A 23,543-nucleotide genomic window follows, 5' to 3' on the forward strand; every position below is an offset into this window, starting at 1 on the left:
ACACGGTCATGCCTCAGCCCGGGTCGCCGCCGGCCACCGGAAGCACGGTGCCGGTGATGTACGACGCCTCGTCGGAGGCAAGGAAGCAAATGGCAGCGGCTTGCTCGTCGAGGGTTCCGTAGCGCTTGAGCAACGACGAGTCCACGGTCTGGTCGACTATGGCCTGGTACCAATCCTTCTCCTGCTCCGTCGAAGGTGCGGGCCCACGAGCGACGCGTCGCGGCGGAGCGTCGGTGCCGCCGGGAGCCGTGGCAACCACACGAACCCCGTACGGTGCTGCCTCGAGGGCCAGAGTTGACGTGATGGCGTTGACGCCTCCCTTCGCTGCTGCGTAGGGCACCCGGTGGATGCCGCGGGTGGCGACCGAGGAGACGTTGACGATGGTGCCCCCGCCGCGTTCGATCATGTGCGGAATCACGGCGCGGCAGGACCACAGCGTCGGGAAGAGCGACCGGGATATTTCCTTCTCGATCTGCTCGGGCGGATACTCGGCGAACGGTTTGGCCCAGATGGTGCCGCCGACGACGTGAATCGACACGTCGACGCGGCCGTGCGTGCCGAGCGCGGCGTCCACCACCGACGAAGCGCCCTCCCATGTTTCGAGGTCGGCGATGACGGGAGTGGCTTCGACTCCGTCTTGCCGAAATTCCTCGGTGAGAGATTCGACCAACTCTGACCGGTCGGCCAGAATCAGTGCTCCGCCTTCGGCTCCGATCCGGCGAGCCACGAATTCGCCGATGCCTTGGGCCGCGCCGGTGATCAACACGACCTTGCCTGCGAACCGGCCCGGACTGACGAACTTGGGCCGCTTCTGGGTGCGAGATTCGTGCATGGCGCGTTTCATCGTCGCCTTCGAGCGGTCGGCGTGATCGGCGATCAATGTCCGAGCGCGGTCCCGGTCCCCGGCCTCGAACGCATCGACGATGTCCAGGTGATCCTGGGCGCACAGCGGGTCGCACCACGTCGCGTTGCGTAATACGTCTTCCATCGCGGCCTTGACGCCGAGAGCCCGATAGGCCTGCAGCAGATGCTCGTTGCCCGTCTGGGTGAACAGGTAGTCGTGAAAAGCGGCATTGGTCTCGGTGTATGCCGCGGCATCGACGAACCGATCGCCGTCGACGTAGCGAGTGGTGGTCTCGGCCAACAGCCGATATCCGGAGATTTGCTGCGACGACAGTCGGCCGATCACGAGTTCGAGAGCACCGAGTTCGAGGGCGCGCCTGGCCTCGAACACTGCATCCGATTCGTGTACCGAGGGGTGCTCCTCGCCGATCTCGTATTCCGAGGTCGGAGCAGAAGAGGGTTCGGGACTGCGCACAACGAGCGGCTGGATATCTCGCGACGACCAGATACGCTGCGCTGCAACCGAATGTGCCTCCGGTGTCTGCAGCAGATCGGAGTCCTCGTCCAATCCGACCCGGTGGGCCGTCGACCCGGCCACGGCGACGCGCTGACCGGCGATCGCACGCATGGTGTCGACCTCCTCGGTTACCGAAATGCCGGTGCCGTGCGAGTGCAGAGGTTCCGCCGAACTACTCCCGAACACCGCTCTCCCGAAGATGGTCCTGCCGTCCGAACTGGGCTCGACGCCCCGCTGTGGCGAAGGAAGAACGGCAGGCTCGGCTACATCGTCCACTGCGGCCGGCTCGTCATCGACCAGAACCTCAGGGGCCGGTTCTTCGTCGAGACTGTCCTTCGCAGCTGCCGAGGACGGTGCGAACTTCTCGTAATAGAAGCCGGTCGGTTCTATGCCGGCCTCGGTGAAGTGCGTTCGGACGGCCTCGACCATGGGAGGGGGACCGCACAGGTAGACCGCGACGTCTCCGTCGTTGAGGTGTGCATCGGTCAACAGGGCGGTGACGTATCCCTTGTTCGCGGCGGTGGTCGAGGGGTCCGACACACAGTGATCCCACGTGAATGCATCCAACGACGAGGCCAGGTCGGCGAGCTCGTCCAGCTGAACGACATCGTCGTCGGTGCTGGCACCGTAGACGAGATGCACGGAACGAGTACTCGATTCGGCCGCCATGGTGCGCAGGATCGACAGGATGGGAGCCAACCCGGTGCCGCCGGCCAGCAGAAGTGCCGGTCGCTGAGCTTCGCGTAGGAAGAAGCTGCCGTGTGGGCCGGTGAACGAGATCTTGTCGCCCACGGCGGCGGTATCGCTCAGGTAGGTGGACATCAGTCCGCCCGGGGTGAGTTTGACCAGGAATTCCAACTCGTCCGAACCCGACACACAGCTGAAGGAGTAGGACCGGGTTTCCTCGGAACCGGGGACGGTGATGTTGACGTACTGGCCGGGGAGGAAGGCAAGCGTGCCACCTGCGGGTGCCTCGACGGCGAGTCTGACCGTTGTGGGAGAGAGCTTTTCCACCGCGGTCACCACCGTGTCGTGAGTTGCCGCTCGAGTTTTTGCGACCGCCGAGGTGCTGGCGATCTGCAGCACCAGATCGGAGGAGGGCTTCATGCTGCAGGGCAGACAGTATCCCTCGTCCGATTCTGACTGCGAGAGTGCGTCGTCGAGGTACGTGCCGCCGTCGTACTCACCCGATTCGCACAAAGCCTTGCAGGTTCCGCATGCACCGTCCCGGCAATCGAGGGGAATGTTGATGCGCGCACGGTAGGCGGCGTCGGCGACGGTCTGATCGTCCTCGCAGGTGATGAAGCGGGTGACGCCGTCCTCGAAGGACAGTGCGACGGAATGGCTCACGATGAAACTCCTCGGATTACGGCAGGTCGATCAGAAGTGATAGATGTCGACGACGTGGTGGATGTAGTCGTTCTTGAGCACCACGGTCTTGCGCCGGATGAGCGGCGAGTCGCCGGAGAAGTCGATCGTGTAGAACGAGGTTCCGTAGTACGGATCTATCGTCTTGTAGCGGAAGTACATCGTGTGCCAATTGAATCGTATGTCGACGATGTCTCCCCGGCGCTCGATGACCTCGACATTGCTGATGTTGTGACTGGTCCGCGGTTCGGGTATCGATGTGGCACTGGAACGTTCGGTCCGGATGCGGAAAACGCGATCTTCCAGCCCACCCTTGTTCTCGTAGTAGATGAGCGAGATGTCGGTCTGTGGATCCTCGGTGAGCAGATCGTTGTCGTCCCAGCAGGGCATCCAGTATTCGACGTCGTCCGCGTAGCACGTGAGCCACTTCTCGAACTCACGATCGTCGAGGTAGCGCGCTTCGCGGTACAGGAACTGCTCGATGGACGACTGGGTGATCAGGCGAGCCGGGGCGCTCTGCCGGTTATCGGTGTTGTCGACGGTGGCAGTCATGTCAGACCTCCTGTGCTGCAGCGGATGCGGTGTCGGTTGCGCGCTGTTTGTCGAGGGCAGCAAGCAGAGTCTTGCGCCAGTAGCCGTGCTGAACGGGGAACAGGCCCTCGTCCTCGTTCTTGACTCCCGCCGAGATGACACCGGGCATGTCCAGTGCCTCGGCCACCGGATCGGGTCCGGTGAGCCAGTGCTCCGCGCCGCGGCTCATGTCGTTCCACGGCGCGTTGGTCGCCTGGAACGTCAGCTGGCACGAGCGGAACTCCTCCAGGTCGTCGGGTGTTGCCATGCCGGAGGCGTTGAAGAAGTCCTCGTACTGCCGGATTCTGTGTGAGCGAGCCTCTTTGCTTTCGCCCTTGGGCGCGATGCAGTAGATGGTGACCTCGGTCTTGTCAGGCGCGATCGGCCGGAAGTGCCGGATCTGGGTGCTGAACTGGTCCATCAGGTAGACGTTCGGGTACAGGCACAGGTTGCGCGAACCCTTCACCATGAATTCGCCCTTGGCGTCGCCGAATTTCTCCTTCAGCGCGTCCATCTGGTCCCAGAGCGGGCGGTCCTGCGGGTTGGCCGCCCAGGTCCACAGGCAGAGATGACCGTTGGGGTAGGACCAGTAGCCGCCGCCGGACTTGCCCCAGCCGCCGGCGTCGAGCGCCTTGGTCGTGTTGGTGGATTCGCCGTTGTTGCGGCGCGAGGTGGTCGCGGCGTAGTTCCAGTGCACCGCGCTGACGTGATATCCGTCGGCTCCGTTCTCCGCCTGCACTTTCCAGTTTCCGTCGAAGGTGTACGACGAGGATCCGCGCAGAACTTCCAGGCCTTCGGGAGACTGGTCGACGAGCATGTCGATGACCTTCGTGGTGTCACCGAGATGCTCGGCGAGGGTCGAGACATCGTCGTTCAGGCTCGCGAAGAGAAAACCGCGGTAGCTCTCGAAGCGAGGGACCTTGGTGAGGTTGTGCGATCCGTCGACGTCGAACGTGTCGGGGTAGCCGGCTCCGTCGGGATCCTTGACCTTGAGCAACGTGCCGTCGTTTCGGAACGTCCAGCCGTGGAAGGGGCAGGTGAGCGTGGTGCGGTTGTCCGTCTTGCGCCGGCACAGCATCGCACCGCGGTGGGCGCAGGCATTGATGAGGCAATGCAGCTCACCGTCCTTGTCACGGGTGATGACAACGGGCTGACGACCCATGTGCACCGTGAAGTAGTCGCCGTTGTTCGGCAGCTGACTTTCGTGGGCGAGGTATATCCAATTCCCCTCGAAGATGTGCTTCATCTCGAGCTCGAAGACCTCTTCGTCGGTGAAAATGCTGCGGTTGGCGCGGTAGATGCCCGCAGCCGCGTCGTCGATCACGGCTCTGTCGATCGTGTTCTGTACCTGATCCAGCATGTCGGTCATATCGGGTTCCTCCAGGCGCTTCGAGTTCGATTACAAGCGACTGTGTCAGGGAGTGGCCGTCGTCACACCAGGGCTTTGCCTAGGCCCAACCTGGATGCGCATTGATCGTTTCTGCTTATCAATCGGCGGCAAATAGGTCTTTGTCAACGATGGATTCCCGCCCTACTGTGGTCAGGGTCACCCACCGACGTACAGAAAGGCTCGGTCATGGAACTTCGTCACCTGTACCACTTCGTGGCCGTGGCCGAGACTCGTCACTTCGGGCAAGCCGCTACGCGGCTGCACCTGGCTCAGCCGGCGCTGTCGCAATCGGTTCGCCAGTTGGAGGCCGAGTTGGGTGTGACGCTGTTGGCCAGAACGACCCGTCAGGTGAGCCTGACTCCGGCGGGCGAGTTCTTTTATCGAGAGACGCTTCGCAACCTGGACAATCTCGAGCAGAGTGCGCGGGGAGTACGACGGATTGCCGACGGCCGATACGGATTGGTGCGCATCGGCTTCACCGGTACGGCGGCCTTCGATCAACTGCCGCCGATCGCTCGGGCGATCAAGCAGCGACTGCCCGGTATTGCGCTCGAAATCCATGGAGATCTACTGACCCCGGCCCAGGTTGAGGGTCTGCGCTCGGAGCATCTGGACGTTGCGGTGCTGCGGCCACCCGTAGCGGGTGACGACCTGGTGCTACGGAAGATCACCACGGAATCGTTGGTGCTCGCGTTGCCCGTCGATCACCGTTTCTCCACCGAACCGGCGCTCGACGTCGCCGATCTCGCGTACGAGGACTTCGTCATGTACGCCGACACGCATTCGGTGGTCAACGAAGCCGTGGTGACCAGCGCTCGCGCCGCCGGCTTTACTCCGAGGCGCGAACACGAAGCTCCGGACACCTCGGTATTGCTCGCGCTGGTCGCGGCCGGTTTGGGCGTTGCCTTGGTTCCCGAATCCGTCCGCGCCCTGCAATTGAACGGCGTCGTGTTTCGCGACATCGCCGGCGCGAGCACCATCGATCTCGCATTGGCCTGGCACCGCGATCGGCCGTCGGCATTGGTCGACGCGCTCGTCGGTGCCCTCGAGGACGCGGGAGTGCTCCCGCCGCTCGAATCATCCGTACCGTCTGCTCAGCTGAAGGAACTGTCATGAAAATCGTTGCAGTCGAGGCTGTTCCGTACTCGATCCCGTACCGAAAGCCGTTGAGGTTCGCCAGCGGCGAGGTCAGCGCCGCCGAACATGTTCTCGTACGGGTTCACACCGACGACGGGGTCGTCGGAGTCGCCGATGCTCCGCCTCGGCCGTTCACGTACGGCGAGACTCAGCGCGGGGTGGTGGCGGCGATCGAAACCCTGTTCGCGCCTGCTGTGATCGGGCTTCCGCTGACCTCGCGTGAGGTGGTCGACGCCAAGCTTGCTCGCACAGTGGGCAATCCGGTTGCGAAGTCCGCTATCGACATGGCGATCTGGGACGCTCTGGGGCAGAGCCTGGACCTGCCGGTGACCGAACTTCTCGGCGGCTACACCGACCGGATGCGGGTGAGCCACATGCTCGGGTTCGACACGCCGGCTGCGATGGTCGACGAAGCAACCAAGATGCGGGAGACGTACGGCATCGAGGTCTTCAAGGTCAAGGTCGGCCGTCGGCCGGTCGACCTCGACACCGCAGTCGTACGTGCTCTTCGAGAAGGGCTGGGCGAGAGCGTCGAACTGTACGTCGACGGCAATCGCGGATGGACCGCAGCCGAATCGGCGCGCGCCATGAAAAGCATGGCAGATCTGGGCCTGACCCTCGCCGAGGAACTGTGCCCGGCCGACGACGTTCTCGGACGTCGCTGGCTGGTACAGCAACTCGACGTCCCGTTCGTCGCCGACGAATCGGCGACCACCCCCGCCGAAGTCACTCGCGAGATACTCGGCGGTTCCGCGACGGCAGTGAGCATCAAGACCGCTCGCACCGGGTTCACTCGCTCGCTCCGAACTCACCACCTGTGCGAAGGTCTCGGCGTCGACGTGGTGATGGGAAACCAGATCGACGGCCAACTCGGCACAGCCTGCACCGTTGCCTTCGGTGCAGCCTTCGATCTCACCTCACGCCGAGCCGGCGAACTGTCGAACTTCCTCGACATGAGCGACGACCTACTGACCGAAAGCCTCGTCATCCGCGACGGCGAACTGCACGTGCTGCCGGGCTCCGGTCTCGGCGTCCGAATCGACCCGGACAAACTCGCGAGATACCGCACCGATCACTGATTTCAGCCCGAATTCACCCTTAAACCAAGGAGTTCTTCATGAGCATCGACCACGCACCCTCGACGGAATCCGGCACCGAGGTGGCAACCGCCGCCGCGACAGGCGCGAATGCTACCGAGCGATTTTCCGCCGACAAGCAGTTGGCCGCCGACACTCCGCCCGAGCGTGTGAGTCTGCTTGCTCGCCAGGTTCTTTCGGCCGTGCACGATACGATTCGCGAACACAAGGTCACCTACGACGAGTACAACGCACTCAAGGCCTGGCTGATCAACGTGGGACAGACCGGTGAGTGGCCGCTGTTCCTCGATGTCTGGGTAGAGCACGTCGTCGAGGAAGTTGCCGGCGAATCACGTGAGGGCAGCAAGGGCACTATCGAAGGCCCCTTCTACGTCCCCAATGCCCCCGAGCTCGGATCGGCTGCGATCGTGCCCACCCGCGACGGTGAGCAGGGCACCCCGTTGCTGTTTCAGGGGCAGATATCGAGCGTCGACGGCAGCCCACTGCCGCACGCGGTGATCGAGATCTGGCATGCCGATTCCGATGGCTTCTACTCCCAGTTCGCGCCAGGAATTCCGGAGTGGAACCTGCGTGGCACGGTGACCTCCGACGATCAGGGCCAGTTCTGGATTCACACCATGAAGCCTGCGCCGTATCAGATCCCGACCGACGGTGCGTGCGGCAATCTCATCTCCGCCGCCGGGTGGCACCCGTGGCGGCCGGCGCACCTGCACCTCAAGGTCGCGGCCGATGGCTACCAGCAGATCACCACTCAGCTCTACTTCCCGGGCGACGCCCACAACGACGACGACGTCGCGAATGCCGTCAAGCCGGAACTGATTCTCGACCCTCGGGAAGTCGACGGCGGCCAAGAAGTGACGTACAACTTCGTACTCGACAAGGCCTGAGCCGCATGCTCTTTGCAGTGAAAATGGCCGTCGCGCTGCCGCAGGACCTCGATGCCGACGTACGAGCCGACACCCTCGCGAGGGAGAAGGCGTACGCGCAGCAACTGCAGCGCGACGGGGAATGGGTCAGCATCTGGCGGATCGTCGGCCAGTACTCCAACCTCAGCATTTTCGACGTCCGGGACAACGAGCGGCTCCACGAGATCCTGTGGAATCTACCGCTGTTCCAGCACATGACGATCGAGGTGACACCGCTCGCGCAACACCCGTCGGACATAGCCGCGGGGTGAGAGCGGCACGCCCAATTCGAGGTTATGGACGAGATCCGGCCGGAATTCATCCATAGCTTCGAGTTCGGCGGCCACCGAGGCATCGACCCTGTCGTTCGTTACCCTTGCAGCTACAGCGAGAGAACAGGGTAGTTCACAGTGTCTGATATCGGTGCCACCTCGGCGCGGACGGCCGTCGCGGTGCGCGCGACCTATATCGCGTTCATCGGGGCAGGGTTCGCCTTCGCCAGTTGGGCGTCTCGTATCCCGCAGGTTCGCGATCGACTCGAACTGACCTCGTCGCAACTCGGAATCGTGTTGCTCGCCATTGCGGTCGGATCTCTTCTTGCGCTGCCGATGTCCGGAATCATCATCAACCGCTTCGGGTCTCGGCTCACGGTCACCGTGATGTCTCTCGTGCTCGCGGCCGGTCTGACGATCATCGCCACCGGTTACCTCGTGGGTGTGGTGCCGTTGCTCGTCGGACTGTTCGTGCTCGGATTCGCCAACGGTGCATGGGATGTCGCGATGAATGTGCACGGCGCGGTGGCCGAACGTCGGCTCGGGCGTTCGATCATGCCGCGGTTTCATGCGGGGTTCAGTGCAGGCACTGTGGCCGGAGCCCTGATCGGCACCGCGATGGTGGCGCTGAACATCTCGGTCACGGTGCATCTGCTGACGGTCGCAGCCGTGATAGTCGGGGCAATCCCGTGGGGAGTGCGCCACTTCTTGAACGAATCCGACGTCGAACCCGAAGAATCGACCACCGACACCTCACAGCCGCACGCTCTGGCACGCTGGAAGGAACCGCGCACCCTGCTCATCGGCGTCGTTGCGTTGTCCTTCGCGTTCGCCGAAGGCAGCGGAAACGATTGGCTCAACATCGCTTTGATCGACGGGTACGACGCGTCGGCTGTGGCCGGCACCCTCGCGTTCACCACGTTCCTGGTCGCCATGACCGCGGTGCGGTGGTTCGGTAACGGCCTGCTCGATCGCTACGGCAGAGTGGTGGTACTGCGAGGATTGGCAGGCGTCTCGGTGGTCGGAGTGCTGTTGTTCGTGCTCAGTCCGGTTGTGCCGCTGGCATTTCTGGGTGCATTCCTGTGGGGATCGGGCGTATCGCTCGGGTTCCCCGTTGCCATGAGCGCAGCCGCCGACGAGCCTGCCGCGGCAGCGGCGCGCGTGAGTGTGGTGGCCTCCATCGGCTACTTCGCCTTTCTCGGCGGCCCACCCTTGATCGGATTCCTGGGCGGACACGGTGATGTTCTCCATGCACTGCTCGTCGTCGCGGCGTTGTTCGTGTGTTCGCTGCTCGTGATGGGAGCGCTGCGACCTCTCGCCGGGTCCAACTCTCGGCACTAGATTCGCAGTCACGGCGCGGGTGTTCTCGGATAATGTGGCCGGCATGCGTATCGACGAGTATCGACAGTACGACGGGCTCGGGCTGGCGGAATTGGTGGTCCAGGGTGACGTCACGCCCCGAGAACTACTCGATTGCGCATCGACACATGCGAAGTCGGTGAATCCAGCGCTCAACGCCATCGTCCGGCCGATGCGTGAGGAAGCCGAGCGTCGGGTGTCTGGAACATTGGCCGGCCCGTTCGCCGGGGTGCCGTTCCTGATCAAGGACCTGTCCCAGGACTATGCGGGCCTGCCCACGTCGAGTGGATCGCGTGCGTTGACGGACCTGCCGATGCCCGAGCATTCCACGGTGGTGCAGCGCTGGCTCGATGCCGGCCTCGTCATCTTCGGAAAGACCAACACTCCGGAATTCGGTGCGAAGGGGATCACCGAGCCGACAGTGTTCGGTCCCGCTCGAAATCCGTGGGACCACAGCAGAACTCCCGGTGGTTCGTCGGGTGGGTCGGCCGCCGCGGTTGCGGCCGGAATCGTCCCGGTGGCCGGGGCGAACGACGGCGGAGGGTCCATCCGCATTCCGGCGGGGTGCTGCGGATTGGTCGGGCTCAAGCCGGGACGTGGACTGGTGCCGTCCGGCCCCACATTCGGTGAAGCCATGCACGGGGCAGCGGTACAGGGCGTCGTATCGCGATCGGTACGAGACACCGCAGCGATGCTGGACGTGCTGGCGGGCGGCGAGGCCACGTCCGGCTATTCGCCCGCGCGACCGGAGGGCACCTTTCTTTCTCGAACGCAGCAGGACCCCAAGCCTTTACGAATCGGGATGTATGCGGTCACCTCGGTGAATCCAGCGCCGGACCCGCAGGCGGTCGCGGCGATGGAACAGGCAGCGAAGGTTCTGACCGAGCTGGGCCATACCGTCGAACTTCTCGACGCCGCGCCGTACGACGACACAGCCCTCAATCGCGAATTTTTGCTGGCCTGGTTCACCTACCTGGCCTGGGAGATGGACGAGGTGAAGCGCAGAACCGGGTGCGGCGACGACGCGTTCGAGCGAGATACCCGAATCATGGCAGCTCTGGGCAGATCGGCCAGCGGCGTCGACTACCTCGAAGCGGTGGAAGGCCGCCACGTCCACGTGCGTGCGCTGGCCACCTACTTCGAGAGCTACGACCTCCTGCTCACGCCGACCCTTGCCAAGCTACCGCCTAAGATCGGGGCCTTCGATCTGGCCAAGCCGTTGCAGTTGGCGTCGGAGTTGTTGCTGCGCACCAGAACTGCGTCGATTCTGCGGCACACCGGCATAGTCGATCAGATGATCGACGACAACATCTCGTGGATCCCGTACACGCAGTTGGCCAACGTCACCGGACGGCCGGCGCTGACCCTTCCCATGTACTGGACACCCGGGGGGCTACCGATGGGCGCACACTTCACCGCGCCGTTGGGCGGTGAGGCGCTGCTCGTTCAACTCGCCGGACAGGTCGAACGCGCAGCGCCCTGGGCGCATCGCTACGAGTCCCTCGGCTAGCGGGTAGCTCCGAGCTGGACCTTGCCGATGATGCCCGACGGCCGCTGCCGCACCTGACCATCGACGATATCGACGACTCCACCGGCCCAGTCGGGATCGGTGTCGGCGGAGGCCTGCGGATCGGCGTGGGCGTCGGTACCCTCGTCGGCCACCACTGTGATGGAACGTTGCAGGGCTTCTCGGACGCTCATCAGCGTGGTATTCGGGTCGGCGAATACCTCCGTTGCGGCGTTGCCTCGACGCACCACCATGTCGTGAGTGAGACTGTCCACCAACGAGATCACGGTGCCGGGAGGCATACCGGTGATGACCGCGACGGCGCGGCCCACCAATCCGGTCGGCAACAGCGGGACCGGGATCTGGGCGCGGCGCAGGCCGGCGACGCTGCCGTACGCCTGTAGAAGTTCCGGGTAACTCATCGTCTCGGTGCCGCCGATGTCGAACGAACCCGGACGCGCGGTCTCGCCGAGCGCGCGAGCGATGATGGCGACCACATCGACGACGGCGATGGGCTGGACCTGCCTGCGCATCCACGTCGGTATCGGAGTGAGCGGTAGACGCTCGGTCATGCGCCGTACCAGCTCGAACGAGGTCGATCCGGAACCGAGGATGATCGCCGCGCGCAATACGGTGGCGTCGACGGAACTGTCGATGAATGTCTCCTCGACCTGAAGTCGCGAGCGCAGATGATCGGACAGGGGCGTGTCGTCGTCGGGAATGAGACCGGACAGGTAAACGATCCTTTGCAGACCGTTCCGTTCTGCCGCCGCGGCCATGGACTGAGCTGCACGTCGATCTTTCTCGACGAAGTCTCCCTCGTCCATCGAGTGCACCAAGTAGACGACGGCGTCGACGTCGGCGGTCGCGGTGTCGAAGGTCTCGTGGTCGTCGAGGTCGAAGTGCACAGCGGTGACGTGGGCACCCCACGCGAACCGCGACTTCTTGGCGGGATCGCGCATGGCCGCATGAACGTCGTGGCCCTGCTCGAGGAGCACGGGGATCAGCCGAGACCCGATGTATCCGGTTGCGCCGGTGACCAGCACTCGCATGATATTTCTCGTTTCTGTAGGCAGAGTGCATACCCGGTCGAAGCAGTCTCACTCCACGCACTCGGACGCAGATGACAGACTGTGCGGGTGAACGCTAGAACCAGGAACAACGTCAGGGTGGTCGGGGCTCCCGGCGGACCGGTGGTGATGCTGGCGCACGGGTTCGGGTGCGACCAGACGCTGTGGCGTTCGGTGACCGAAATCCTGGCCCCACGCTTCCGCATAGTTCTCTTCGATCACGTGGGCGCCGGTGCGGCGGACCCGGCGGCCTGGGACGCGGAGAAGTACTCGCATATGAGCGCCTTCGCCGCCGACATGGTCGACATCGCTCGGGAGCTCGAGCTGAAGGACGTCACGTTGGTCGGTCACTCGGTGGCGTCGATGATGGGCGTGCTTGCTGCCACCGCCGCGCCCGAGGTGTTCACCAAGCTGATCCTGCTGACTCCGTCTCCGCGCTACATCGACGACGGCGACTATCGCGGCGGCTTCACTGCCGAGGACATCGACGAACTGCTCGAGTCGCTGGACAGCAACTACCTCGGCTGGTCTGCGTCGATGGCATCGGTGGTCGTGAACTCACCGGATCGACCTGACCTCGAGAATTTGTGGACCGCGAGTGTGTGCCGAACCGATCCCGCCTGCGCTCGGGTATTCGCGCGCACCACCTTTCTGTCCGACAATCGCGCAGATCTGCCGGGGGTGCAGGTGCCCACGCTGATCATCGACAGTGCGCGCGACACACTGGCCCCACCGCAGGTCGGCCGATACGTGCACGAGCACATCGCGGGGAGCGTGCGGGTGACGCTCGACGTCAGTGGCCATTGCCCGCAGATCACCGCACCCGAGGTGACCGCTCGGACCATTGCGGACTTCGTGGAACCCTCGTGATCGACGACCTCGATGTCGAGGATCTGTACGAGAACGCACCGTGTGGGTATTTGTCCGTGCGTCCGGACATGCGTATTGCGCGGTTGAACTGCACGCTGGCAACCTGGCTGGGCTACGAGGTCGACGGTCTGCTCGGTACCGATTTCGGTGAGCTGCTCACGGTGGGGGGCCGCATCCATTACGAGACGCACTTCGGTCCGATGCTGCTGATGAACGGCAAGCTCGACGGCATTGCGCTCGATCTGGTGACGTCGGATCGTCGCCGTCTGCCGGTCTTCATGACGGCGAACGTCAAGACCGACGATGCGGGTAAACCGGTGCTGATTCGCATCACAGCGCTCGATGCCCGCGATCGGCGCACCTACGAGCGTGAACTGCTCGAATCCCGCACGCGAGCGGAGCTACTCGCCAAGACACTGCAGCGATCGCTGCTGCCGCCGAGTCTGCTGCCGCCGTCGGGAATGACCGCGGCTGCTCACTATCACGCGGCGTCGAGTGACGAGGTGGGCGGCGATTTCTACGATCTGTTCCCACTCTCGGACGACCGGTGGGGATTCTTCCTCGGTGACGTGTGCGGAAAAGGGGCATCGGCCGCAGCCGTCACATCGCTGACGCGGTACACCTTACGTGCGGCAGCGGTATACGACCACGACCCGGTTGCAGTGCTGCACAACCTCGATTCGGTTCTGCGTCAAGAGTTTCGCGAGAACGACGCGCAATTCTGCACGGCGGTGTTCGGTGTTCTGAGCCGCTGCGCCGAGGGATTCGAGGTGTGCATGGCCAGTGGTGGCCATCCGCCGCCGTTGGTGATTCGTGCCGACGGCAGTGCGGACTACGTGCACATGATCGGTGGGCAGCTGGTGGGCATACTCCGCAACGCTCGCTTCGTATCGGCCACGGTGACGCTCGGTGCCGGGGACACCCTGATGCTCTACACCGACGGCCTGACCGAGGCGCGAGTGGGAACGGGCCGTTACGACGACGACGGTGCCCTGTTGGAGTTCGCGACCGAGCACGCTCCCGCGGCGCCGGCCGACTTGATCGACCATCTGCGGAGGTTGCTGACCGGCTTCGGCGACGGCCTGGTGGACGACGCGGCGGTCATGGCGCTCGGGGTGTCGTCAGTCGAGAGCGGCGCGCGCTGACTCCAGATCGGCGTGCAGTGCGAATTCCTGGTCGAGCCCCATCAGCTTGATCGGGCGGCTGGTGGTCGGTCCGTCGGCGACAACCGAGAACGACAGCGTGTCTCCGTGATCCTTCTGCGTCGTCGCCAGCACGGTCATCGCGGCGGAAGCCAGGAACGAAACGGCCGACAGGTCGATGATCAACGCCGAGGGCGCGGACTCGACCTGCGCTTCGACAGCGGTGGCGAGAGCCGGTGCGGTGGTGACATCGAGCTCGCCGGACACCGCAATGACGGCCACTCGGCCATCGTTGCTGGACTGAATCGAAAACCCGGCGTTCGTATCGGCAGACATATGTACTCCTGAATCGTTACCCGCCGCGCTCGTCGACGGGGGATGCGCCCTATTCAATCAGTAGGGGCTAATGGAAGGTGACCTGCGTTCCTCTGAGTGCAGGAGCGCCGACCGTCGTGGTCCAGGACGGCACCGCATCGGGTTCGATTCCGGAGGCCCCACCGTAGATGACGGCCAACGTCTGCTGCTCGGTGATCGACCCGGCGTAGGAGGCGGGCACGGGGGAGAGCTGTGGTGCAGGCAGGACGGGAACGTTCTGCGGACCCGGGTTTCTGGTCGGCACCTGGTACGAGCCGTCGTTGGGTGAACCACCCGGGTACTGAGGGAAGTACTCGCCGGCGTAGCGATCGAGGGACGAGTAGCAGCTCGGGCCTCGGTTCTGCTCGAACAGCCTCGGTTCGTCCTGGTTGGGCAGGTAACGCCCCTTCGGATTGACCAACGGCATCGACACGTTGATGCCGGGGTACTCGTCACCGTCGCCGAGCAGAATCTTGCCGCGCCTGGCACCCTCGGCGAACTGTGAGACGGTGCAGCCGAGGGCCGGGGAGAATTCGGCGAACACCTCGAGCGCCTCGCGTGAGTTCGCGGCCAGGCCGATCAACTGTGCGGAGTTCGCCGCCAGGAAATCGGCCGTCGTGTTCGAGGCCGACGTGAGCGAGGAGTACAAACTCTCGAGGGCCGGACGTTTCTCGACGACGGTGTTGCCGGTGGTCCGCAGATTGTCCAGCGCGTTGATCAACTCCGGGGCGGCATCGGAGTACGTCTGCGAGACATCGGCGAGGCCACGTAGATCCTGCTGGATCGCGGGGAGTTCGGTGTTGAGCCCGGCAAAGATGTTCTCCAGGCGGTCGATGGTGAGGCCGAGTTCCTCGCCCCGACCGCTCAGACCCTGGGCCAGCGCGCCGAGCGTGTTCGACAGGTCCTGCGGCGGCACAGCGCGAAGCAACGGCAACAAGCCGTCGAGCAGCTGCCCGACCTCGATGGCGTTGCCGCTGCGATCCTGCTTCAGGACGGTTCCGTCACCGATGGGCGAGGCCGGAGCCCCGTCCGGAAGGATCAGCGACACGTACCGCTCGCCGAACAATGTCTTGGGGAGCAGCCGCGCGGTGACGTTGGACGGGATCATCGCGGCCATGTCCGGCTCGATCGCCAGCTCGGAGGTGACGACCCCGTCGGTCGTCGTCGCCGATCGAACTTCGCCGACAATCATGCCGCGCACCTTGACATCGGCATTGCGGGGGAGCGCGTTGCCGACGCTGTCGGTCTCCAGGGAAACGGTGACGACGTCATGAAACGTCTTGTTGTACGAGGTGACGCTCCACCCGACGAACACGACGATGAGTACGACGAGAGCAATTCCGAGGAGCCGGTTCTGTATCGGCGAGGGGGCGCCGGTCACGGGAGGTGCGGATCGAGAGCGTCAACCATGCCGCGAACTTTAGTGGTACATGACGTCACACTTACTACTTCACGGCTGCTTGTGAGATGCACATATCACCACCAGAAATATGAGACGCAGCTCACTCATGGGGGCAGGAGCAGATTGCGAGTGCGCGCCCTATTTGCCGAGTGCGCGCCCGTGTTCAGACTCGAGAACATGCGCGCACCCGACAAAAAGGGTGATCGGTTCCGGTCGTCAAGCTCAGATTCGCGTGCGCAACACCAGGTTCGCGGCGCTGATGTCGTCGATCACCAGATCGGTGATCAGTCCACCGCGCAGGGCCGCGGTGAGGGCCTCGAGCTTGGACTCCCCGGCCACGATGGCGACTCGTCGCGGGACGGCTTTGAGTCGGTCGAGGCTCGGCCCACTGGACCTGTCGTTCAGCGCGATGCGGTCGTAACTGCCGTCCGAACGTAGGAACACCGTGGCGATGTCTCCGACGACGCCGTCGCGTCGAAGTTCGGCACCGTCGTCGGGTTCGAGATAGCCGGCGCTGTAGACGTGGCTCGGTACGGGTCCGCTCATGACGCCGATGCCGAACACCGCCAGATTCATCCGATCCTGCAGTTCGAGTACTCGTTTGATACTTCGTTCACGCCACAGGTGTCGGCGGGTCTCGGGGTAATCGAAGAAGGCGGGAACCGGAAAGCCTTGTGCTACCGCGCCATAGGCGTCGGCGAACGTCTTGATGATGTCGCTTGCGTAGGAGACGCCGGTGGTACGGGTGTTGGCTGCTCCGTTGAGCTGCACGACCGTCGAGTTGTGGGTCCTCTTGGGTGCCAGCTTGCGGCTGACGGCGCTGACGGTCGTTCCCCAGGCGACGCCCATCACCATGTCGGACTCGAAGAACGACGTCAACAATCGGCCGGCGAATGTGGCCACCCGATCGAGGCGTTGCAACTCGTCCACCGTCTCCGACACGGGGACGACGTGTGCACGGATGTCGTACAGATCGGCGAACGCACGCTCGATTCGCGGAGCCTGTCCGAGCGGTGTCGAGATCTTGATCTCCACCAGTCCCGACGCCCGCGCGAAGGTGATCAGTCGTGAGACCGTCGACCGAGAGACCCCCAGCTCACGACCGATCGCCGCCATCGTCATGTCCTGGAAGTAGTACAGGCGGGCCGCCTGGGTGGCGTGGCCGGTACGAAGGTCGGATTCGAGAGTGATGTCGGAGTCTGTCACCGACCCCAGTGTACGACCGAATTGCACATATGTGCATCAGCTGTGCAACGCAGTGCAGCGCGTCTACCGTGGCGAACAGCACGCAATGTGGCGTGCATCACCAACTTTGCGGAGGCTACACAATGGCTCGTAAGGAACCGGAATGGGGACTGCCGGCGCACATGGCTGCCGAGTTCGCCGGAACCATGATTCTTATTCTTTTCGGCGTCGGCGTCGTCGCGCAGGTCGTCTCGGGCGGTGAATCGGGCAGCCTCGGCGGCCACGACGCCATCGCCTGGTCGTGGGGTCTGGGCGTGATGTTCGGTATCTACGTCGCCGGTCGCATCACCGGCGCACACCTCAACCCGGCGGTGACGATAACCTTCGCGCTCTTCCGCGGATTCAGCTGGAAGATGGTTGCGCCCTACATCCTCGCGCAGACCGCAGGCGCCTTCGTGGCCGCTCTGCTGGTGCGCTGGAACTACAACGACATGATCAACGCAGTGGACCCGGGGCACACCACGGCTACTCAGACGATCTTCTCCACCCTGCCCGGTAACGGCACGCTCCCGGTCAGTGTGAGCTCGGCGTTGATCGACCAGATCATCGGTACGGCGATCCTGCTGTTCCTCATCGTGGCCGTGACCGATTCGCTCGGCACCGCGCCGATGGCCAACATGGCTCCGTTGATCGTCGGTCTCATCGTCGTCGGCATCGGTTTCGCCTGGGCGACCAATGCCGGATACGCGATCAATCCGGCCCGAGATTTCGGACCTCGCCTGGCGTCGTACGTCACCGGATACGGTGGAGCGTGGCGTGATCAATACGGCGGCCTGTACTTCTGGGTCCCGATCGTCGGACCTCTCGTAGGCGGACCGATAGGAGTGTTCCTGTACGACCTGCTGATCGGAAAGAACCTACGCAAACAAGAAGGTTCGACGCCCGAGGCGCCGTCACGACTCCCAGCCGACACCCAGACCACAGGAGAAAAGTCATGAGCGAGTTCGAAGGAAAGTACGTCGCCGCGATCGATCAGGGAACCACATCTTCGCGTTGCATGATCTTCGATCACGCGGGCACCGTCGTCGCCGTAGATCAGAAGGAACACAAACAGATTTTTCCGCAGGCGGGCTGGGTCGAGCACGACGCGTCGGAGATCTGGGACAACGTGCGCGCCGTCGCGGCCGGTGCCATGGCCGCTGCGGATCTGACCCGCGAGGACATCGCTGCGGTGGGCATCACCAACCAGCGTGAGACGGCGTTGGTGTGGGAGCGTGAGACCGGCAAGCCGATCTACAACGCCATCGTCTGGCAGGACACCCGTACCGATCGCATCGCCACTGCGCTGGGCGGCGGCGATGCGAACAAGTACACCGCCAAGACCGGGCTACCGCTGGCCACCTACTTCTCCGGCCCGAAGATCAAGTGGATCCTCGACAACGTCGACGGTGCACGCGCGAAAGCCGAAGCAGGAGAACTGTGTTTCGGCAACATGGACACCTGGGTGCTGTGGAACATGACCGGCGGTACCGACGGCGGGTTGCACTTCACCGATCCGACCAACGCCTCGCGCACGCTGTTGATGGATCTCGATACCCTGCAGTGGGACGAGAGCATCTGTGCAGACATGGGCATCCCGACGTCGATGCTGCCCGAGATCCGCTCGAGCTCCGAGGTGTACGGCACCGGCCGCGAGCGCGGGCCGTTCCGCGGAGTGCCGATCTCCGGAATCCTCGGCGATCAGCAGGCCGCCACCTTCGGGCAGGCCTGCCTGTCTCCCGGTGAGGCCAAGAATACTTACGGCACAGGCAACTTCGTGCTGCTCAACACCGGCACCGAAAAGGTCATGAGCAAGAACGGATTGCTCACCACGGTCTGCTACAAGATCGGCGAGCAGCCGACGGTGTACGCGCTCGAAGGTTCCATCGCGGTGACGGGCTCGCTGGTGCAGTGGCTGCGGGACAACCTCGGCATGATCTCCTCGGCCGCGGACATCGAAACCGACGCACGGTCGGTGGACGACAACGGTGGCGCGTACTTCGTCCCTGCGTTCTCCGGACTCTTCGCCCCGCACTGGCGCGCGGACGCACGCGGTGCCATCGTGGGATTGACGCGGTTCGTCAACAAGGGGCATCTGGCCCGTGCCGTGCTCGAAGCCACCGCCTATCAGACGCGCGAGGTGATCGAGGCGATGAACGCCGACTCCGGTGTCGATCTCGAAGTACTGAAGGTAGACGGCGGAATGGTGGTCAACGAGCTGCTCATGCAGTTCCAGTCCGACATCCTCAACGTCGACGTGGTGCGTCCCGTCGTGGCCGAAACCACCGCTCTCGGAGCGGCATACGCGGCCGGCCTCGCCGTCGGATACTGGGAGAGCGAGGACGACATCCGTCAGAACTGGGCGGAGGACAAGACATGGACCCCGTCCATGGACGAAGACCAGCGCGCGAAGCTCTACGCCGGCTGGAAGAAAGCAGTGACACGTACTCTCGATTGGGTTGATGAAGAATGAGTTCCACCACAACAGCTTTGAGTCCCACCGCGCGCACTGATGCGATCGCGCGGATGGAAGCCGAAGAGCTGGACATCCTGGTGATCGGCGGCGGCGTCGTCGGCGCAGGAACGGCACTCGACGCGGTGACCCGCGGATTGAAGGTGGGTCTGCTCGAAGCGCGCGACTATGCAGCCGGTACGTCCAGCCGCTCCAGCAAGCTCTTCCACGGCGGTCTGCGCTACCTCGAACAGTTCAACTTCTCGCTGGTGTTCGAGGCCCTCAAAGAGCGGTCGCTGGTCCTGAACACGCTGTGCCCGCACCTTGCTCGTCCAGTGCCGTTCATCTATCCGCTGGAAAAGGTGATCGATCGGCCGTACGTCGGGCTCGGCATCGGCGTGTACGACGTCATGGGGGCCGGCCGCGGCGTGCCGAGTCACCACAAGCACCTCGGCAAGAAGAAGACACTCGAGTCCTTCCCCTCGGGTAAGAGGTCGGCGATTCGTGGTGCCGTGAAGTTCTACGAGGGTCAGGTCGACGACGCTCGGCACACGATGATGATCGCGCGCACCGCGGCTGCATATGGGGCACTGTGCGCCAACAGCACTCGTGTCACCGGCTTCCTCCGGGAGGACGACAAGGTTGTCGGTGTCGTGGCCAGCGACCTCGAAACGGGCCGCTCCTTCGAGGTCCGGGCCAAGCAGGTCATCAACGCTGCGGGTGTCTGGACCGACGAGGTGCAGCAGATGGTCGGTGGCCGTGGGCAATTCCAGGTCCGCGCGTCCAAGGGTGTGCACCTGGTGGTGCCGCGCAACCGCATCAACAGTGCGACCGGCATCATCACGCGCACCGAGAAGAGCCTGCTCTTCGTCATCCCGTGGGGCAGTCACTGGATCATCGGCACCACCGATACCGACTGGAAGCTCGATCTGGCGCACCCTGCGGCGAGCCAGAGCGATATCGACTACATCCTCGGTCACGTGAACAAGCTGCTGGCCGATCCGCTGGATCGGGCCGACGTGGTGGGGGTGTACGCGGGTCTCCGGCCGCTGCTGTACGGCGAATCCGATTCCACCAGCACCCTTTCGAGGGAGCATGCGGTGTCCAGTCCGGTTCGTGGGCTGACCGTGATCGCGGGCGGCAAGTACACCACCTACCGCGTGATGGCCAAGGACGCAGTCGATTCCGCGGTACACGGACTCGAGCGCACAGTACCGAAGTGCGTTACCGAGAACATTCCGCTCGTCGGTGCCGACGGCTACCTCGGCGCGTTCAACTCCCGTGCGCTCACGGCCGAACGTACCGGTATGCGCGTCTCACGCGTCGAGCATCTGCTCGGTCGGTACGGCACTCTGATGGGCGAACTCATCAACCTGATCGATGCCGATCCGGAGCTCGGTAAGCCTCTCGAGAGCGCACCGGAGTACCTGAAGGCCGAGGTGGTCTATGCCGCGAGTCACGAAGGTGCGCAGCATCTCGAGGACATCCTCACCCGGCGTACCCGCATCTCCATCGAGGTACCCGATCGCGGTGAAGCGGCCGCCGAAGAGGTGGCCCGGCTGGTGGCACCCATCCTGGGATGGGACGAGACGCACGTTGCCGAGGAAATCGAGCACTATCGGCTTCGGGTTCTGGCAGAACGGGATTCGCAGCAGCAGCCCGACGACGACACCGCCGATGCCGCCCGCCTCGGGGCACCGGACGTGCGCGCCGGGGTGAGCTGAGCGTCTCAGTCGAGTGGTTCGGTGAGGTAGCGCCGCAGCGTCGGTGCTACCTCACCGGGTCGACCCAATCGAAGTGCGCGCCCCCATTACAGAGTGCGCGCCCGTTCTCGCCTCCGAGAGCATGCGCTCACCCGGCAAAAAGGGTGTGAGGTCCCCGGGCGCATGGCTCGGGGAACCGGACGTACGCGCCGGAGTGAGCTGAACCGAGCAATGGCGGCGGTCTTCGTGATGAGGACCGCCGCCATTGCATTGTCGGTGCTGTATCAGCCCTGCAGCAACGTGAACGAATGTTCGCGGATCAGGATCGACGGCCCGCCCGCCTCGTAGGCCTGATCCGGATCGCTGGAGATGGACTGAGTCCAATGCCCCTCCGGCAACGTGAATTCGACGGTTGCCGGGGAGGCGTTGACCATCCACGCGAACGACGCGTCGCCTTCACCGGCGCGCATGAGGATCAGAATGCTGTGTGCATTGCCGTCGGACCAGTCGTCGTCGGACAACTTCTCGCCGTCGGCGCGATAGAAGTCGACGGTGTCCGGTCCGGCACCCTCCTCGGCAGAATCGCTGTCGTGGCGGAACCATGTGGGGCGCAGTGCCGGGTGCTCGTCGCGCAGAGCAATCAGCTGGGTGGTGAAGTCGATGAGATCCTGGTCTGCCGTGCTCCAGTCGAACCACGAGACCTCGTTGTCCTGGCAGTACGCATTGTTGTTGCCGTTCTGCGTCCGGCCCAGCTCGTCGCCGCCGAGAATCATCGGGACACCGGCCGAAAGAAGCAGGGTCGCAAGGTGATTTCGCTGCTGCCGGGCCCGCAGGGCGTTGATGCCCTCGTCGTCGGTCGGCCCCTCGGCACCGCAACCCCAGGAACGGTTGTCCGACTCGCCGTCCTGACTGTCCTCGCCGTTCTCCTCGTTGTGCTTCTCGTCGTACGAATTGAGGTCGGCCAACGTGAAGCCGTCGTGGGCAGTGATGAAGTTGACGCTCGCCAACGTCGGTCGCCTGGTGCTCTCGTAGACGTCGGGGCTGCCGGTGACGCGCTGCGCGAGTGCCGACAGTGCGCCGCTCTCGCCACGCCAGAAGTCACGTACGTCGTCGCGGAACTTGCCGTTCCACTCCGACCAACGGGCTGGGAAGCCGCCCACCTGGTATCCCTGGGTGTCCCACGGCTCGGCGATGAGTTTGACCGGAGCGAGCGTCGGGTCCTGATGCACGAGGCTGAGGAACGCGCTGTGTACGTCCAGATCGGAATCCTGACGCGTCAAGGTGCTGGCGAGGTCGAAGCGGAATCCGTCGACGTGCATTTCCGTGACCCAGTACCGGAGCGAGTCCAAGATCAGCGCCAGCGCGGCGGGATGGCCGACGTTGAGGCTGTTGCCGGTGCCGGTGGTGTCGTAGTACGCGCTCCGGTCGTCGTCGACGAGGCGGTAGTGCGAGCCGTTGTCGATTCCCTTGAGCGAGAGCGTCGGTCCGAGATGGTTGCCCTCGGCCGTGTGGTTGTAGACGACGTCGAGGATGACCTCGATACCGTTCTCGTGCATGGCCTTGACCAGAGCCTTGAACTCGTCGACCTGGCCACCGGTGTCGCCGCTGCTGCTGTACTCGTTGTGCGGGGCGAAGAAACCGATGGAGTTGTAGCCCCAGTAGTTACGACGGCCTTCCTCGAGGAGATGAGAATCCTGAACGAACTGGTGGATCGGCAGCAACTCCACCGCCGTGACTCCGATGCGCTTGAGATGCGCGATCGCGGCCGGGTGTGCCAGACCTGCGTAGGTGCCTCGAATATCCTCGGGCACATCCGGATTGGTAGCAGTGAAGCCCTTGACATGCACCTCGTAGACGACTGTTCGATCCAGCGGGGTACGTGGCGCTTCATCGCCGGACCAGTCGAAGTTCGATTGCACGGCAACGGAATACGGCATGAACGGAGCCGAATCCGCGTCGTTGCGGGTCTCCGGCTCGGCATGCAGGTGCGAGAACACCGCTTCGTTCCAATCGACCTGGCCGGTGACGGCGGTGGCGTACGGGTCGAGAAGCAGCTTCGCCGGGTTGTGCCGCAGGCCCGAGGCAGGGTCCCAGGGGCCGTCGACACGCAGGCCGTAGCGAACTCCGGGCTTCAGATCGGGCACGAGATCGTGGAACACATGGCCGGTTCGTAGCGCCAATTGTGTTGTACTGCGTTCTGTTCCGTCGTCGTTCAGTACGACCACGGACACCGAGTCCGCTGTTTCGGAGTAGACGGCGAAGTTGGCACCGTCGTCGGACAGACGCGAGACTCCCAAGGGGTAGGGGAGACTGGATGAGGAGGGCATGCTCGGCCCAGTACCCCCGCTGCACGCACACGAA

19 protein-coding genes are annotated in these 23,543 nt (G+C 63.9%); 11 read left to right on the forward strand and 8 right to left on the reverse strand.

Annotation, left to right across the window (positions count from 1 at the left end; genetic code table 11):
* Positions 1-13: 13 nt before the first annotated feature.
* From benC to benA, 3 genes are read right to left on the reverse strand one after another with little or no spacing between them, the layout of a single operon-like run.
* The gene (gene benC / locus ACFI9K_RS12410; RefSeq protein ID WP_462663775.1) at positions 14-2,710 is read right to left on the reverse strand and encodes a benzoate 1,2-dioxygenase electron transfer component BenC; all 2,697 of its coding nucleotides are present in this window, start codon (positions 2,708-2,710) and stop codon (positions 14-16) included.
* 30 nt (positions 2,711-2,740) lie between these two features.
* The gene (gene benB, locus ACFI9K_RS12415) at positions 2,741-3,280 is read right to left on the reverse strand and encodes a benzoate 1,2-dioxygenase small subunit (RefSeq protein ID WP_462663776.1); all 540 of its coding nucleotides are present in this window, start codon (positions 3,278-3,280) and stop codon (positions 2,741-2,743) included.
* Position 3,281: 1 nt separating this feature from the next.
* A complete protein-coding gene (gene benA, locus ACFI9K_RS12420; protein WP_462663777.1) occupies positions 3,282-4,667 on the reverse strand; it encodes a benzoate 1,2-dioxygenase large subunit in 1,386 nt (461 codons plus the stop codon).
* A 207-nt stretch (positions 4,668-4,874) separates the two neighbouring features.
* Between benA and ACFI9K_RS12425 the strand changes: the two genes are divergently transcribed.
* The 6 genes from ACFI9K_RS12425 (at position 4,875) to ACFI9K_RS12450 (ending at position 10,968) form a co-directional block, all read left to right on the forward strand.
* Positions 4,875-5,804, forward strand: coding sequence for a LysR family transcriptional regulator (locus ACFI9K_RS12425; RefSeq protein WP_462663778.1), 930 nt, complete (start codon positions 4,875-4,877; stop codon positions 5,802-5,804).
* Positions 5,801-6,904: a mandelate racemase/muconate lactonizing enzyme family protein gene (locus tag ACFI9K_RS12430; RefSeq protein ID WP_462663779.1), complete on the forward strand. Its 1,104-nt coding sequence runs from the start codon at positions 5,801-5,803 to the stop codon at positions 6,902-6,904. Before ACFI9K_RS12425 ends, ACFI9K_RS12430 begins: the two co-directional genes overlap by 4 nt.
* Before the next feature lie 38 nt (positions 6,905-6,942).
* Positions 6,943-7,809 (forward strand): catechol 1,2-dioxygenase, encoded by an 867-nt coding sequence (catA, locus tag ACFI9K_RS12435; RefSeq protein WP_462663780.1) that lies wholly within the window; start codon positions 6,943-6,945, stop codon positions 7,807-7,809.
* 5 nt (positions 7,810-7,814) lie between these two features.
* On the forward strand, positions 7,815-8,099 hold the full coding sequence (catC, locus tag ACFI9K_RS12440) for a muconolactone Delta-isomerase (protein ID WP_462663781.1): 285 nt from the start codon (positions 7,815-7,817) through the stop codon (positions 8,097-8,099).
* Between the two features lie 138 nt (positions 8,100-8,237).
* Positions 8,238-9,440 (forward strand): MFS transporter, encoded by a 1,203-nt coding sequence (locus ACFI9K_RS12445; protein WP_462663782.1) that lies wholly within the window; start codon positions 8,238-8,240, stop codon positions 9,438-9,440.
* Positions 9,441-9,483: 43 nt separating this feature from the next.
* Positions 9,484-10,968: an amidase gene (locus ACFI9K_RS12450; protein ID WP_462663783.1), complete on the forward strand. Its 1,485-nt coding sequence runs from the start codon at positions 9,484-9,486 to the stop codon at positions 10,966-10,968.
* On the opposite strand, the gene ACFI9K_RS12455 is transcribed toward ACFI9K_RS12450, so the two are convergent.
* Entirely contained in the window at positions 10,965-12,017 is a 1,053-nt protein-coding gene (locus ACFI9K_RS12455) for an NAD(P)H-binding protein (RefSeq protein WP_462663784.1), read from the reverse strand. The genes ACFI9K_RS12450 and ACFI9K_RS12455 overlap by 4 nt on opposite strands.
* Positions 12,018-12,104: 87 nt before the next feature.
* On the opposite strand from ACFI9K_RS12455, the gene ACFI9K_RS12460 reads away from it, so the two are divergent.
* Positions 12,105-12,905 carry an alpha/beta fold hydrolase gene (locus ACFI9K_RS12460; protein ID WP_462663785.1) on the forward strand — a complete coding sequence of 267 codons (801 nt, stop codon included), beginning with the start codon at positions 12,105-12,107 and terminating at the stop codon, positions 12,903-12,905.
* Positions 12,905-14,050 (forward strand): SpoIIE family protein phosphatase, encoded by a 1,146-nt coding sequence (locus ACFI9K_RS12465; protein WP_462663882.1) that lies wholly within the window; start codon positions 12,905-12,907, stop codon positions 14,048-14,050. Before ACFI9K_RS12460 ends, ACFI9K_RS12465 begins: the two co-directional genes overlap by 1 nt.
* Here ACFI9K_RS12465 and ACFI9K_RS12470 read toward each other — a convergent pair.
* From ACFI9K_RS12470 to ACFI9K_RS12480, 3 genes are all read right to left on the reverse strand, one after another.
* Positions 14,027-14,383, reverse strand: coding sequence for an STAS domain-containing protein (locus tag ACFI9K_RS12470; protein WP_462663786.1), 357 nt, complete (start codon positions 14,381-14,383; stop codon positions 14,027-14,029). The genes ACFI9K_RS12465 and ACFI9K_RS12470 overlap by 24 nt on opposite strands.
* A gap of 67 nt (positions 14,384-14,450) precedes the next feature.
* The gene (locus ACFI9K_RS12475) at positions 14,451-15,782 is read right to left on the reverse strand and encodes an MCE family protein (RefSeq protein WP_462663787.1); all 1,332 of its coding nucleotides are present in this window, start codon (positions 15,780-15,782) and stop codon (positions 14,451-14,453) included.
* 243 nt (positions 15,783-16,025) lie between these two features.
* Positions 16,026-17,009, reverse strand: coding sequence for a sugar-binding transcriptional regulator (locus tag ACFI9K_RS12480; protein ID WP_462663788.1), 984 nt, complete (start codon positions 17,007-17,009; stop codon positions 16,026-16,028).
* Positions 17,010-17,131: 122 nt separating this feature from the next.
* Here ACFI9K_RS12480 and ACFI9K_RS12485 point away from each other — a divergent pair, with 122 nt between their 5' ends.
* Genes ACFI9K_RS12485 through ACFI9K_RS12495 form a run of 3 tightly spaced genes read left to right on the forward strand, consistent with a single transcriptional unit; the run spans position 17,132 to position 21,203 of the window.
* Positions 17,132-17,986, forward strand: a complete 855-nt coding sequence (locus tag ACFI9K_RS12485) for an MIP/aquaporin family protein (RefSeq protein WP_462663789.1) — start codon at positions 17,132-17,134, stop codon at positions 17,984-17,986.
* On the forward strand, positions 17,983-19,500 hold the full coding sequence (glpK, locus tag ACFI9K_RS12490; RefSeq protein ID WP_462663790.1) for a glycerol kinase GlpK: 1,518 nt from the start codon (positions 17,983-17,985) through the stop codon (positions 19,498-19,500). Before ACFI9K_RS12485 ends, glpK begins: the two co-directional genes overlap by 4 nt.
* Positions 19,497-21,203, forward strand: a complete 1,707-nt coding sequence (locus tag ACFI9K_RS12495) for a glycerol-3-phosphate dehydrogenase/oxidase (protein WP_462663791.1) — start codon at positions 19,497-19,499, stop codon at positions 21,201-21,203. The genes glpK and ACFI9K_RS12495 overlap by 4 nt, the downstream gene beginning before the upstream one ends.
* 263 nt (positions 21,204-21,466) lie before the next feature.
* Here the strand turns inward: ACFI9K_RS12495 and glgX are convergent, their stop codons facing one another.
* Positions 21,467-23,509: a glycogen debranching protein GlgX gene (gene glgX, locus ACFI9K_RS12500; RefSeq protein ID WP_462663792.1), complete on the reverse strand. Its 2,043-nt coding sequence runs from the start codon at positions 23,507-23,509 to the stop codon at positions 21,467-21,469.
* Between the last annotated feature and the right edge of the window lie 34 nt (positions 23,510-23,543).

The organism is Rhodococcus sp. PSi06 (assembly GCF_054960675.1).